This is a genomic window from Salinisphaera sp. SWV1 (assembly GCF_052044155.1).
Taxonomy (GTDB): Bacteria; Pseudomonadota; Gammaproteobacteria; order Nevskiales; family Salinisphaeraceae; genus Salinisphaera.
In genome coordinates this window covers 26,478-39,486 of sequence record NZ_JBQDYE010000020.1, presented here as the reverse complement: position 1 = coordinate 39,486, position 13,009 = coordinate 26,478, and the positions used below count along the sequence as shown (strand labels likewise).

Here is a 13,009-nt window from a genome sequence, read left to right as displayed (position 1 = left end):
AGCGCTATCCCGTCTCGAAGAGGCCAGGTCATGCTTACTGTCGTCCGGAGCGCAATGTCTGCGCTGGTGTTTGTTGGTTATCTGGGCGCGGCCTCGGCCGCCGCGACCGTTCTGACTGGCGGCAGCACCGTCGGTCCGGGCTACACCGGCCTCTATGTGTTCGGCGACAGCCTCTCCGACGCCGGCAACGTGTATACCGTGACCGCTGGGTCCGAGCCGATCTCCCCGCCCTATTCGAACGGACGCTTCACCAACGGTAATGTATGGGTGCAGGATCTCGCGGCGTCGCTCGGTCTCGGAGCGGTTACGCCAAGCATTACCGGCGGCAACGACTTCGCCTTCGGCGGTGCGCAAACCGGGCCGACCAACGCTAACCCTTACAACTCATCCAACCCGAACTATCCCGCAAATCTGCTGACCGACCTGCCTGCACAACGGACCACATTCGATAGCGTGACCCACAACGGCGCCAACGCCAAAACGGGCGCACTTTACACCCTTTGGATCGGCGCCAACGATCTCGACGCGCTGACGTCCAGCGCACTCAGCGGCCCTATCCAGCCGTTGCAGATCAATACAGATCTCAGTCAGGCGATCGCCAACATCAGCAACTTCGTCAACGACCTGGCCGGTGACGGCATGCAGAATCTGCTCGCGCTGAACGTACCAGACCTGAGCAAAACGCCGAACGCCATTGCGGCCACCGGTAATGACGCGGCAAAGCTGGCGCTGATCCGATCTTTAACGGCCGACTTCAACGCCAGCCTGTCCCAGGCGCTGAATGCCCTCGCGCAGGCTGATGGCTTCGCGCTGACCCAGGTCGACACCTTCAGCGCGTTGGACCAAGCCGTCGCCGATCCGGCGGCCTATGACTTCACCAATGTGACCGACCCGTGCTGGACCGGCAATTTCACCTCGGCGGCTCCAGGTAGCGTATGTAGCGACCCCAGCCAGTACCTGTTCTGGGACGGACTGCACCCGACCGCGGCAGCACACCAGATCATCGCCGATGCGGCCGCTGCCGCGCTGTCTGCGCGGGCGGTCGCCGAACCCAACAGCGCCACACTGCTTCTCGCCGGAGTGATCGGCATGCTGCTGCTTTGCCGGCGCCGAGCGACAGTCGTGAGCTGAGGAGGAAGGCGGTCATGTCGCGTTCGCGCTTCCAACAGCTGCTGGAGAACCGGGTGATCCAACGGCAGGCGGCCATCGCGGTAGACCGTTCTGTCGAGATAGTCGGTCTGCCCCAACACCTTTTTGGTCAATGCTCCGCGGCCACTCTCGGCATCCGCCAGTGAGTTGCGCCAGTAGCGGAGCCACTGCCGGGCCGTGGGCCGGGTCGCGTCTGCTTGGGTCATGCCTTGGTCTTTTCCCTTGTGCGTTTTTCGGCGCCTGCGCGGCGCGCGCTTCCTGGATGCGCGCCAGCAGCGCCTCGGCACTGTTGCCACCGGTGATCTGCTCGGGGGACAAAATCGGGACAGACCACGATTTCCATCCCCGTTTACAGTCCTTAATCAGCCGCCAGCGGCACTCAGGCCATCAAAGCCTCAAGCTCACCTGACCGATCAGCCGGCAAACGCCGCGCCTGCATCGCGATATTGAACTCCCGCGCCACGGCGCTGATCTCAAGCGTCGACGCATCCACCGCATAGCCCTGCTCGTGGAGCCAGCGTAAGACATCCGCCAAATGCCAGAGCGACGGATTGCCTTCATGGACAGCGGCCGGAAAGGTCGCGGCGTGATTCACAGCGATCTTTCGCAGGTTCTGCCGCGACATCCCGACGTGATCGGCGATATCGGTGAGCCCGACGTAATCCGGCAGCACTTCTATCAACTCGGCATGATCGAGCGCGCGTCGCACGTCAGCGATCGCGCTTTCCAGGGCTTGCTGACCGCTTTCGGCTTCGCGAGAGAATTCCAGGGCGAGCCGGCCGGTCTGCCCGATACCGGGCAACGCATCATCACAGCCCGCCTCGAACAAGCGATCGAGAAGCGCCTGATCGTTGCCGTCGTAATCGTGCAGGCGGTATTTCAGCGTGAAGATGTATTCCATGGCGATCTCCACCGAATCAGTTCGACTCGCCCGATCCGCCGGTGCATTTATCGACGACGCGGCGAATCTGGCGGGCGTGGGCTTCGGGATTTTTCGGCGTACTCCAGATGCTCGTGATACAGAACTCGCCGCAGCGACACTCGGCATCGTTGTGCGGGCAGAACAATCGGCCCCACGCATGACCGCGGCTTTTTTCGACCCGCCAACCGTAGCTTTCGGCATGCGCTATGGCCTGCTCAATGGCCTTGCTTGGATGCTTGAAGTCGCGCGCCATGCGTCGAGATCGATTGTTCTCTTAACTAAGCTAGTTGTCAACTGACAACTACCCTACTCCCACTCAATCGTCCCCGGCGGCTTCCCGGTCACGTCGTAGACCACCCGGGAAATCCCGTCCACTTCATTCACGATCCGGGTCGACACGCGTCCGAGCAGTTCATACGGCAGCTCCGCCCACTTGGCGGTCATGAAGTCGATGGTCTCGACCGCGCGTAGTGCGACGACGTGTTCGTAGCGCCGGCCGTCGCCAGTGACGCCGACGCTGGAGACCGGCAGATAGACGGCGAAGGCCTGGCTGACTTTGTCGTACCAGCCGGAGTCGCGCAGTTCCTGGATGAAGATGGCGTCGGCGGCGCGGAGTTTGTCGGCGTATTCCTTCTTCACTTCGCCGAGAATGCGCACGCCCAGGCCCGGACCGGGGAACGGGTGGCGCATGAGCATGTCGCGCGGCAAGCCGAGGGCCAGGCCGAGTTCGCGGACTTCGTCCTTGAACAGTTCACGTAGCGGCTCGACGAGGCCGAGCTTCATGTCTTCCGGCAGGCCGCCGACGTTGTGGTGGCTCTTGATGACGTGGGCCTTGCCGGTGGCCGAACCCGCGGATTCGATGACGTCCGGGTAGATGGTGCCCTGGGCGAGCCAGTCGATATTGGTGAGTTCGGCGGCGTGGGCGTCGAAGACTTCGATGAAGGTGTTGCCGATGATCTTGCGCTTGGCCTCCGGGTCGGCCACACCTTCGAGCTTGGCGAGGAATTCGTCTTCGGCATCGGCGCGGATGACGTTCAGGCCCTTGTGCTCGGCGAAGGTGGCCATGACTTCGTCGCCTTCATTGAGGCGCAGCAGGCCGTTATCGACGAATACGCAGATTAGGTTTTCGCCGATCGCTTCATGGATGAGAGCGGCCGTCACTGAACTATCCACCCCGCCGGACAGGCCGAGCAGCACGCGCTGGTCGCCGACTTGTTCGCGGATGCGCTCTATCAGGTCTTCAATGATGTGTTTGCTCGTCCAGAGCGCGCCGCAGCCGCAGATGTCGTGCACGAAGCGCGAGAGGATGCGCTTGCCCTGCGGCGTATGGGTGACTTCCGGGTGGAACTGGATGCCGTAGTAGCCACGCTCTTCATCGGCCATGCCGGCCAGCGGCGCGCCGTCGGTGTTGGCGATGCGCTTGAAGCCTTCCGGCAGTTCCTTGACGCGGTCGCCGTGGCTCATCCAGACGTCGAGCAGGCCGTGGCCTTCTTCGTTGACGTGGTCTTCGATGTCGCGGAACAGCTTGGAGTGGCCGCGGGCGCGGACCTGGGCGTAGCCGAATTCCTTGTGGCTGGAAGTTTCCACTTCGCCGCCGAGCTGGGCGGCCATGGTCTGCATGCCGTAGCAGATGCCGAGCACCGGCACGCCGAGTTCCCAGACGGCATCCGGCGCGCGCGGGCCCTCGTCCACCGTGACCGATTCCGGCCCACCAGAGAGGATGATGCCGTTGGGCGCGAAATCGCGGACGTAGTGGTCGGCCACGTCCCAGGCGTAGATCTCGCAGTAGACATTGGCCTCGCGAACGCGCCGCGCGATGAGCTGGGTGTACTGACTGCCGAAGTCGAGAATGAGAATTTTCTCGGCGTGGATATCCTGGGTCATCTTCGTTCCAAGCTCGGTGGTGGTTCTTTAAGGCCGGCTATCCGCAGATTTCGCAGATTTCGCAGATTTATTGGCGGTTAAACGGTTACGATGTGGATGCTTTTCGGGCGCTGTCGGGTTGGGCGGCATGTTCTCTTCAAGACATTGTCCGCAGATCTACACAGACACACGCAGGTGCCGGTCGAACGTTCGTGGCGATACCCGATTGGGGCGCTGTGAGGATTTTGGATTCGACCGTGAAGCACTGAGCCCGTTTATTGCCTCGCGAATGCCAACCTCTTTATCTTCAATCTGTATCATATGCGTAACCTGTGAAGGAATAAGAAAATATTCCCGTAACGACATGACGCCAGGAACAAGCCGCCGCGTGTGACGTGGTCGGCTCCATGCCTTTGTCAGACTTGCCTTTATTCGCATCTCTACCGCGTTCATCCAGCCTGTCGACCATGCAGTACGACCTGAATGAAATAGTTTAGTTGGTGCGGCATCTCGTACTCGAACCACATGAAGAATTGGCCGCTTACTAGGTAATTCGCTGCAACCATCAACCCGAGCAGGAATAAACTGTTCCGCCACGGTCGCCCGTAAACCGCGGCTACCCGGCCTTTAAGTTGGGTATGGGTTTCCTGTTTGCTCAGCCGGGTTCCGGTGACTGCATAGTTGAGCATTGACAGGCACGCACGCCAACTCGCTGCGAAAAAAAAGATAACCCCCAGAAGGTGAAATCCAAACCACCTGAAATCGAGCGCCGTAAAGTACCGCGGTAGAGACATGACCCCGCACCGGTTAATGATGTCCTGCACGTGACTGAAGTTTTTAGGGGCGATCATCGGGGCCTTTGCAAGCCCCACCACGCGGACCGCAGATAGAGCGAATAGGAGCATAACCAGAAAGTAGAGCATCCACCTCCAGCCGCTGTAGAATCCGCTGTAGAACGAGTTTGCGACAGAGCCAGCCCAAGCACCGAAGACAAGGACGACCAAGAGCAGGCCTGCGAAAAGCACTTCTTGTCTAAAGAAGAGGTAGACAATCCCGACAACAACAAGAAATGCTCCAAAAAAGAAAAGCATAACTTGATCATCGAAATCGCTTTTCGCGCGATCGGAAAACTGCACTACCTGCTGCATAGAGATGCTAACTGCAGGAGTCGCCCCAAGTGTCGTTACTGCTCTCCCCTCACCCTTGGCAACGCGATCTAGAGCGACACCAAAGACCGCACCGATCAAACTCGTAACAAGCGAAATATAGATATCCACTTGCTTGCTAGCCAACAGTTCTAACAATGTTTCCCCTGGGTACTTTCTTCGTCACCTAACACACGCGATCGATGCGAATATGCGATGTGCTCTGATTAAACCGCTTGTCTTCAATCTGCGTGTATCTGTGTCGATCTGCGGATAAAAAAACTTCTCCAAAACAAGAAAAGCGCAGACCCAACCAGACCTGCGCTTTCACGTGCAAACAACGCCGAGCACGCTTTAATCGACGCGGTAGTTCGGCGCTTCCTTGGTGATGTTCACGTCGTGGACATGCGACTCCTTCATGCCGGCGGACGTGATCTGCACGAACGTGGGCTTGGTGCGCATTTCGGCGATGTTGTGGCAGCCGGTGTAACCCATGGCCGCGCGCAGGCCGCCGATGAGCTGGTGCACAATGCCGCCGAGCGGGCCCTTGTAGGGCACGCGGCCTTCGATGCCTTCCGGCACGAGCTTCTGGATTTCCTCGGAGGGGTCCTGGAAATAGCGGTCGGCGCTGCCCTGGCTGCCGCTCATCGCGCCCAGCGAGCCCATGCCGCGGTAGGCCTTGAACGAACGGCCCTGGTAGAGTTCGATTTCGCCGGGCGCCTCTTCGGTGCCGGCGAACATGCCGCCGATCATCACCGCATCAGCGCCGGCGACGAGCGCTTTGGCCACATCGCCCGAGAAGCGGATGCCGCCGTCGGCGATTACCGGCACGTCGGTGCTCGACAGTTCGGCAACCACGTTGGCCACGGCCGAGATTTGCGGCACGCCGATGCCGGCCACGATGCGGGTGGTACAGATAGAGCCCGGGCCGATACCGACCTTGACTGCGTCCACGCCGGCATCGACCAGCGCCCGCGCGCCCTCGGCCGTGCCGACGTTGCCGCCGATGAGCTGCAGCTCGGGAAAGCGTGTCTTGAGTTCGCGGACGGTATCGAGCACCCCGGAGGAATGGCCATGCGCGGTATCGACCACGACCACGTCCACACCGGCGTTGACCAGCGCCTGTACGCGCTCGAAGGCATCCGGGCCCGGGCCGACGGCCGCGCCCACACGCAGGCTGCCGGCGGCGTCCTTGCAGGCATTGGGGAAATCGCTGGACTTCTGAATGTCCTTGACGGTGATCATGCCGCGCAGCGCGAAGTCACCGTTGACCACCAGCACCTTTTCGATGCGATGGGCATGAAACAGGCCGAGAATTTCCTCGCGATCGGCGCCCTCGTGCACCGTAATCAGCTTCTCGCGCGGCGTCATCACCGACGTAACCGGCGCATCGAAACGGGTCTCGAAACGCAGATCGCGGCTGGTGACAATGCCCACCGGTGCGCCGTTATCGACCACCGGCACGCCCGAGATGCCTTGCGCGCGCGTGAGATCCAGCACTTCGCGGATGGTGGCGTTCGGACCGACGGTGATCGGGTCGGAAATAACGCCGGATTCATATTTCTTGACCGTGCGCACGTGCTGCGCCTGTTTCTCGCCCGACATCGACTTGTGGATGATGCCGATGCCCCCCTCCTGCGCCAGTGCGATCGCCAGCCCGGCCTCGGTGACCGTGTCCATGGCGGCGGAGACCAGCGGAATGTTGAGGGTGATGCCGCGCGTGAGCCGGGTCGACAGATCGACCTGACGCGGCAGCACGTCGGAATACGCGGGTTGCAGCAGGACGTCGTCGAACGTCAGCGCTTGCTCACTGATTCTCAGGGTCATAGGCTCGCCAGCGGTGAGCGGCCTGTTTGCGCCGGATGCGCGTTGTGGCCGCCGCAAAGACCGCGGATTATACAAGCTCGCGCGCCTTGGTTCACTAGGCGATTGCCGCGGCGACTATCCGCGCCCGCACTCATCCCGACGTACCGCGCATTCAGACAGGCCAAACCGCACATGACCGCAGCCGATTCCGGCCCCATCGTATTCACCGTCAGCGAACTCAACCGCGCGGCCCGCGACCTGCTGGAGCAGAGTTTCGGCCTGCTTTGGGTCGAGGGCGAGATCTCCAACCTGGCGCGGCCGCGCTCGGGGCATGTGTACTTTTCGCTCAAGGACGGCGAGGCGCAGGTGCGCTGTGCGCTGTTCCGCAACAAGGCACGGCTGCTGCGCGTGGCGCTCGACAACGGCGTGCAGATTCGCGTTCGCGCGCGCGTGAGCTTGTATGCCGCACGCGGCGACTACCAGTTGATCGTCGAGCACGCCGAGGATGCCGGCGCCGGCGCGCTGCAACGCGCCTTCGAAGCGCTGCGTGCGCGACTGGACGCCGAGGGCCTGTTCGCGGTCGAGCGCAAACGCGCCCTGCCCGGCGCCCCCGCCCGCATCGGCGTGATTACCTCGGCCACGGGCGCGGCGATTCGCGACGTGCTGTCGGTGGTGTCGCGGCGTTATCCGCTCGGCGCGCTGCGCGTCTATCCGGTGCCGGTTCAGGGCGAGGCCGCGCCGCCCGCGATCGTGGCGGCCTTGGGCCGCGCCGGGCAACGGGCGGATTGCGACGTAATCCTGCTCGTACGCGGCGGCGGCTCGCTGGAGGATCTTTGGGCGTTCAACGATGAAACCGTCGCCCGCGCGATCGTGGCCTGCCCGATTCCGGTGGTCTCGGGCGTGGGCCACGAGGTGGATGTGACCATCGCCGATCTCGCCGCCGATGTGCGTGCGGCGACGCCCTCGGCGGCGGCCGAGCTGGTGTGCCCGGACATGGCCGCGCGCGCGGCGCAGCTGCCACAAGCCAGCGCGCGGCTGCAGCAGCGCATCAACGCGCGGCTGGCCGAGGCGCGCCAACGCCTGGCCGGTCTGGAACAGCGCCTGGCGCGCCAGCGCCCACGCCGACGGCTGGAAACGGCGGCCCAGCGGCTGGACGAGGCGGAGTTGCGGCTTGCGCGCATCGCGCAGGGGCAAATGAGCGCGCATCGACGACATCTGCAATTAGTCGCAGACCGCTTGCACCGGGCCACGCCGGCCCGCCGCCTGACACAGGCCGAACACGCGCTCGACGGCCTGTCGCAACGTCTTGAGCGCACGGGTATCCGTCGGCTCGAGACCGCGCAGCGCCGGCTCGGTTCGGCGGTGCGGGCACTGCATAGTGTCAGTCCCCTACAGACGCTGGAACGTGGTTATGCTATAGCTCGCGACGCGCAGGGCGATGTTCTGCGCGACGCTTCGACCGTGGCCGTAGGCGAAACCGTCGCGATCGATCTGGCACGGGGGCGACTGGACTGCGAGGTTCGCGCCCGCCATGAGCGGGCCGGCCTGAAGGAACACAACAACCGCGATTGAACGGCCGGCGCATCGCATCCGGCCGTTACGCTGAAACCCAAGGGGTCCCGACATCGTTATGACGAGTACGCCGCACCATGCCTGCCTGCGCCTGACATTCGCCGCGACCGCGCTGATCGGCGCGCTGGCGGCCACCGGCTGCGCGACGGGCCCAAAGCTGTCCACACCGCAGCCGCCGCCAATTCCCAAGCCCGCCGGCGACGTGCCAAGCGTCAACAAGGCCGTACTCAAGCCGGGCACGCAGGTGGTGGCCGACACCGCCGAAGGCCATATCAAGATCGAGGCCGGTCCCGGCCTGCGCCGTGTGTTCGACTGGGACGGCCTGCGACGCGGGGTGATCGCCAAGCCACGCCAAAAACGCTTCGCCGGTGAGTCGGCCAAGGGGCTGTACTTCGACGGCACACCCAAGGTCTGGAAGCCCGCCCATGGCATCTCCAAGCTGCGTTATGAAGAGGGCTATCGCAACTTCGAAAACATGGACGACGCGATGATCTGGATGCAGATCCGCCGTCTGTACTACACCTACAACGACAACGGCCTGGTGGTCGGCTGGAAGCGCAAGGGCGATACCCTGCAGGTGGAAGTCTGGCAGTTCACGATCGATGGCAAGAAGCCCACCACCATGCCGAAGGCCCAGAGCACCCGTATCGCCGAGGGCCCGCTCAAGGTCAAACCGCAAAAGATGTCGCCACACCTGGTGTTCGCCGACGGCCATACCGAGCCCTATAACACCCGCACGGCGTCGGAATATTCCAACATCCATACCGGCGGTACCGCGGGCAGCGCGCACGCCAGCCAGTGCGGCTGGTTCAAGAGCGTGTTTGGCCAGTGCGCGAGCGCTTCGGCGGGCAGCACCAACAGCCGCGCGGATCACGGCAGCAACGCCGCCGGCAAGACCTCCGCGACCGCCGCATCGAACAGCACGAGCGCGGCGAAGAATACGGCGGCGGGCGCCGGATCCGCCAGTTCGACGACCGCTCAGCAGGCGGCCTCAGGAGCCCCGCAGGCCAGGATCGCGGGCAAGGTGGTCAATATTCGCAGCCGGCCGAGCACACACTCCAAGGTGCTGTTGCAGGCGCGGCAGGGCGACCCGGTCGCGATATTGAAAAAGGATCATGGCTGGCGTTATGTGCGGTTCGGCGACGGCCGCAAAGGCTGGGTAGCCAACTTCTTGCTCAAGCATTGACATGCCGGACGGGCGCGGCGGCGGCCAGCACATGAATGCCCCCGCCTGCCACCCGTCCCGGTAGCGTCCGCCGGCTCGACCCGCGCGGGTGCTGCGTCAACGCGACAACGAACACGCCGGGCATCGCGGCTCGCAGGCCGCGGCGCCTAGCGGCGTTGCGCGCGCGGCTTGTCGACGTAGGGGTTGTCGCTGTTCTTGAACACCAGTTGTATCGGCGTGCCGAACAGGTTGAAGTGCGCCCGGAAGCGGCGCACCAGATAACGCTTGTATTCGGCCGACAGCCGCTGCGTCTGGTTGCCGTGGATCACGATCTTGGGCGGATTGCGCCCGCCCTGATGGGCGAAGCGCAGCTTGATACGGCGCCCGTGGACGGCCGGCGGCGCGTGGGCCGCCACGGCGTCTTCCAGCGCGCGTGAGACCTGCGGCGTTGACAGTTCGGCGAAGGCTGCCCGGTACGAGGCCTGTACGGCATCGAGCAGATCGCGCAGCCCGGAGCCGTGCAAGGCGGAAACGAACAACAAGGGCAGATAGTCGAACGCGCCCATGCGCTCAACGACCTTCGCATGCAGTTTCGCACGCTCATCCGGCGACAGGCCGTCCCACTTGTTGAGCACGATTACGGCCGCCCGGCCACGCTCGATCGCCAGATTGAGCAGGCGGATATCCTGGGTCGACAGCCCGGCCCGCGCATCCAGCATGAGCACCACGACCTGGGCCTGTTCGGCCGCCTGCATGGCCTTGATCACACTCAGCTTCTCGATGCCGTCGTCGACCTTCGAACGACGCCGCACACCCGCCGTGTCGACGATGACATACGGCTTGTCGTCGAAAAAGAATTCGCTGGCCACGGCGTCGCGCGTGGTCCCCGGCGCGTCCTGCGTGAGCATGCGCTCGTCGCCCACCAGCCGGTTGACCAGTGTGGACTTGCCGGCATTCGGCCGGCCCAGCAGCGCGATGCGGATGGCATCGGGGCGGTGGGCGCGCACCGCAGCACGCGGCTCGGGCAGATCGGCGAACACCCGTTCCAGCAGCAGATTGACCCGATCGCCATGCTCGGCCGAGATCGCCCACGGCTCGCCCAGCCCCAGCGCATGGAATTCGGCGTTGGCCGTGACGTTGGCCTGGCCTTCGCTCTTGTTCACCACCACGATGACCTGCTGGCCGTTGCGCCGCAGGCGCTCGGCGATCGCCCGATCGCCGGCCATCAGCCCCTGGCGGCAATCCACCACCAGTAGCACCGCATCGGCCTCCGCCAGCGCCGCATCGGTCTGGGCCAGCGCTCGCGTGTCGATATCCTCGTCATCCTGGCCGATGCCGCCGGTATCGACCACGATGAAGCGCCGGCCGGCATGCGTGGCATAGCCGTACTGCCGGTCCCGCGTGACCCCGGGCTGGTCCGCCACCAGGGCATCCCGGGATCGCGTCAGCCGATTGAACAGGGTCGACTTGCCGACGTTCGGCCGGCCGACCAGTGCGATGACCGGAAGAACGGCCCCGCTGTCCGCCACGGATCAACTACCGCTGGAGGCAAAGCGCACGGCGGCGACCTCGCCGTCGGCGCCGAGCACGATCGCCCGGTCTCCGACCACGACCGGCTGCGCGCGGATCGCCTGGTCAAACGGGCGGCCGCGCCCCTCGACGGACCCGTCGTTCGGCGACAGCCAGTGCAGATAGCCCGCATAGTCGCCGACCAGTACATGCCCATCGACGACGGCCGGTGCCGAGAGCTTGCGGTATTTGAGCGCGTCCTGCTTCCACACCGATTCGCCGTTGGCCTGCGATACGGCCCAGACCACGCTGTTCATGTCGGTGGCATAGACGTTGCTGCCGTCGACCGCCAGATTGTTTTCCGAGGCGATCTTGTGCTTCCAGCGAATCCCGCCACCATGAATATTCATGGACACCAGCGCGTCGCCCGCGCTGATCGCGTAGACACTGTTGCCGTCGATCAACGGATTGGCGTCGACGTCGACGATACGGTCGAGTTCCGAGCGGCCTTCCGGCAGCGCCACGGTCTGCTCCCAACGCTGTTCACCGGTGGCCAGATCCAGCGCCTGGACCTTGCCGCTGTCCATGCCGACGTAGACCGTGTTGCCCTGAATGACCGGCGAGGCCGTGCCGCGCATGGTCAGGTTCGGTACGCTGCCCTCGATGGTCCAGAGCCGGTCGCCGGTGGCCATGTCCAGCGCGGCGACATGCCCGTCGACCGTACGCGCAACCACCAGATTGGCGGTGCCGGCCGGGGCCGCGATCACCTCGCTCGACAGATCGGCGCTCCAGTCCTTGCTGCCGTCATCGGCGGACAGCGCGATAACCTCGCCGTTGCGGGTGCCGACCAGCAACGTGCCGTCAACCACGGACGGACCGGAAATGAGGTGTTCATGGGTATCGACATGCCACACGCGGTGCCCGTTGGCCAGCTTCAGCGCCACGACTTCGCCGTTGCTGTTCGCTACATACACCCGACCGTTCGCCACCGCGGGCACGAAGCCGCCTTCGTCCTTGCCGGCGCCGCTGCCGCCGTTGGCATGCCAGAGCACCTGCATCCGGAAGGCCGGGTTCGGCAGTTTGGTGAGCGGTTTCGGCTGGTTGATGGTGGCACCGCCGCCACAGGCGGTCAGGCCGACCGTGACCGCGATCAGCAGCGGCGTCAGGCAGGCGAGCTTGCGTCGATAATTGTTCATGAGTCGGACTTCTTCGAATCGGTCGGCGTGTCACCGGCGGCCGACGCCGGTGCATTCTGATGGAGTTTCTGCTCGAGCATGTGCCGCGACGCATCGGGCGGCAGCTTCGCCAGCGCCTTCTTGTAGGCCGCATGCGCCGCCTTGCGATCGCCCTGCGCTGCATGGATATCGCCGGCCAGCTCGGCATAGAGCGAATCAAACGATGCCGGATGATCCTGTTTCAATAACTTGAGCGCCGCATCGGGCTTGTTCTCGGCCCAGAGCACGCGCGCCTTGCGCACCGCGGCGATCTGGCGGATGCCCTCGCCCTTGGCATTTTTCATCGCCCAGTCGAGCTGGGCGGCGGCCTTGTCGAGCTTGTCCTGATGGACCTGGTAGGCGGCCATGGCCAGGGCCGCGGCGCCGGCATAGGGCGTGCCGCTGTAATCGCTCTCGAGCGTCGACACGAGATTGTCGACGCCAGCGGTGACATTGTCGGTGCTGATGCCGTGCTGGACCTGGGCGTACATGTCGGCCGCATGGGCATCCTGACGATTGCTGTACCAGCCCCAGGCGTACCAGCCACCAATCGCAAGCAGCCCGATGAGCACACCGATGATCGCGGCCGTCCCGTTCCTGGACCACCAGCGCGTCAGGCTCGCCAGCTCTTCGTTGTCGTCGTAGTCCGCCATTCCCGTCCTTT

The 13,009-nt window shown here is 64.0% G+C and carries 12 protein-coding genes; 4 read left to right on the top strand and 8 right to left on the bottom strand.

What is annotated here, in order from left to right; translation table 11 throughout:
* Nucleotides 1–54 precede the first annotated feature (54 nt).
* The gene (locus tag ACS8YF_RS11090; RefSeq protein WP_440850284.1) at nucleotides 55–1,131 is read left to right on the top strand and encodes an SGNH/GDSL hydrolase family protein; all 1,077 of its coding nucleotides are present in this window, start codon (nucleotides 55–57) and stop codon (nucleotides 1,129–1,131) included.
* Between the two features lie 14 nt (nucleotides 1,132–1,145).
* Nucleotides 1,146–1,295, top strand: a complete 150-nt coding sequence (locus tag ACS8YF_RS11085) for a hypothetical protein (protein WP_440850283.1) — start codon at nucleotides 1,146–1,148, stop codon at nucleotides 1,293–1,295.
* A gap of 233 nt (nucleotides 1,296–1,528) precedes the next feature.
* Here ACS8YF_RS11085 and ACS8YF_RS11080 read toward each other — a convergent pair whose 3' ends face one another.
* From ACS8YF_RS11080 to guaB, 5 genes are all read right to left on the bottom strand, one after another.
* Nucleotides 1,529–2,050 carry a helix-turn-helix transcriptional regulator gene (locus tag ACS8YF_RS11080; protein ID WP_440850315.1) on the bottom strand — a complete coding sequence of 174 codons (522 nt, stop codon included), beginning with the start codon at nucleotides 2,048–2,050 and terminating at the stop codon, nucleotides 1,529–1,531.
* 16 nt (nucleotides 2,051–2,066) lie between these two features.
* The gene (locus ACS8YF_RS11075; RefSeq protein WP_440850282.1) at nucleotides 2,067–2,324 is read right to left on the bottom strand and encodes a hypothetical protein; all 258 of its coding nucleotides are present in this window, start codon (nucleotides 2,322–2,324) and stop codon (nucleotides 2,067–2,069) included.
* Between the two features lie 53 nt (nucleotides 2,325–2,377).
* Nucleotides 2,378–3,955 carry a glutamine-hydrolyzing GMP synthase gene (gene guaA / locus ACS8YF_RS11070; RefSeq protein WP_440850281.1) on the bottom strand — a complete coding sequence of 526 codons (1,578 nt, stop codon included), beginning with the start codon at nucleotides 3,953–3,955 and terminating at the stop codon, nucleotides 2,378–2,380.
* Between the two features lie 428 nt (nucleotides 3,956–4,383).
* Entirely contained in the window at nucleotides 4,384–5,238 is an 855-nt protein-coding gene (locus ACS8YF_RS11065; protein WP_440850280.1) for a hypothetical protein, read from the bottom strand.
* A gap of 195 nt (nucleotides 5,239–5,433) precedes the next feature.
* Nucleotides 5,434–6,900: an IMP dehydrogenase gene (gene guaB, locus ACS8YF_RS11060; protein ID WP_440850314.1), complete on the bottom strand. Its 1,467-nt coding sequence runs from the start codon at nucleotides 6,898–6,900 to the stop codon at nucleotides 5,434–5,436.
* A 177-nt stretch (nucleotides 6,901–7,077) separates the two neighbouring features.
* On the opposite strand from guaB, the gene xseA reads away from it, so the two are divergent.
* Nucleotides 7,078–8,457 carry an exodeoxyribonuclease VII large subunit gene (gene xseA / locus ACS8YF_RS11055; RefSeq protein WP_440850279.1) on the top strand — a complete coding sequence of 460 codons (1,380 nt, stop codon included), beginning with the start codon at nucleotides 7,078–7,080 and terminating at the stop codon, nucleotides 8,455–8,457.
* A 58-nt stretch (nucleotides 8,458–8,515) separates the two neighbouring features.
* Nucleotides 8,516–9,643 carry an SH3 domain-containing protein gene (locus ACS8YF_RS11050; protein ID WP_440850278.1) on the top strand — a complete coding sequence of 376 codons (1,128 nt, stop codon included), beginning with the start codon at nucleotides 8,516–8,518 and terminating at the stop codon, nucleotides 9,641–9,643.
* A gap of 146 nt (nucleotides 9,644–9,789) precedes the next feature.
* Here the strand turns inward: ACS8YF_RS11050 and der are convergent, their stop codons facing one another.
* Genes der through ACS8YF_RS11035 form a run of 3 tightly spaced genes read right to left on the bottom strand, consistent with a single transcriptional unit; the run spans nucleotide 9,790 to nucleotide 12,998 of the window.
* Nucleotides 9,790–11,151, bottom strand: coding sequence for a ribosome biogenesis GTPase Der (gene der / locus ACS8YF_RS11045; RefSeq protein WP_440850277.1), 1,362 nt, complete (start codon nucleotides 11,149–11,151; stop codon nucleotides 9,790–9,792).
* Between the two features lie 3 nt (nucleotides 11,152–11,154).
* Nucleotides 11,155–12,327, bottom strand: coding sequence for an outer membrane protein assembly factor BamB (bamB, locus tag ACS8YF_RS11040; RefSeq protein WP_440850276.1), 1,173 nt, complete (start codon nucleotides 12,325–12,327; stop codon nucleotides 11,155–11,157).
* Nucleotides 12,324–12,998, bottom strand: coding sequence for a YfgM family protein (locus ACS8YF_RS11035; protein ID WP_440850275.1), 675 nt, complete (start codon nucleotides 12,996–12,998; stop codon nucleotides 12,324–12,326). The genes bamB and ACS8YF_RS11035 overlap by 4 nt, the downstream gene beginning before the upstream one ends.
* Nucleotides 12,999–13,009 lie beyond the last annotated feature (11 nt).

Excerpts from the sequence above, each read along its gene's own strand:
- guaA (WP_440850281.1), bottom strand. The coding sequence starts at position 3,955 with ATGACCCAGGATATCCACGCCGAGAAAATTCTCATTCTCGACTTCGGC.
- bamB (WP_440850276.1), bottom strand. The coding sequence starts at position 12,327 with ATGAACAATTATCGACGCAAGCTCGCCTGCCTGACGCCGCTGCTGATC.
- ACS8YF_RS11090 (WP_440850284.1), top strand. The coding sequence starts at position 55 with ATGTCTGCGCTGGTGTTTGTTGGTTATCTGGGCGCGGCCTCGGCCGCC.
- ACS8YF_RS11085 (WP_440850283.1), top strand. The coding sequence starts at position 1,146 with ATGTCGCGTTCGCGCTTCCAACAGCTGCTGGAGAACCGGGTGATCCAA.
- ACS8YF_RS11050 (WP_440850278.1), top strand. The coding sequence starts at position 8,516 with ATGACGAGTACGCCGCACCATGCCTGCCTGCGCCTGACATTCGCCGCG.
- ACS8YF_RS11035 (WP_440850275.1), bottom strand. The coding sequence starts at position 12,998 with ATGGCGGACTACGACGACAACGAAGAGCTGGCGAGCCTGACGCGCTGG.
- ACS8YF_RS11080 (WP_440850315.1), bottom strand. The coding sequence starts at position 2,050 with ATGGAATACATCTTCACGCTGAAATACCGCCTGCACGATTACGACGGC.
- ACS8YF_RS11075 (WP_440850282.1), bottom strand. The coding sequence starts at position 2,324 with ATGGCGCGCGACTTCAAGCATCCAAGCAAGGCCATTGAGCAGGCCATA.
- xseA (WP_440850279.1), top strand. The coding sequence starts at position 7,078 with ATGACCGCAGCCGATTCCGGCCCCATCGTATTCACCGTCAGCGAACTC.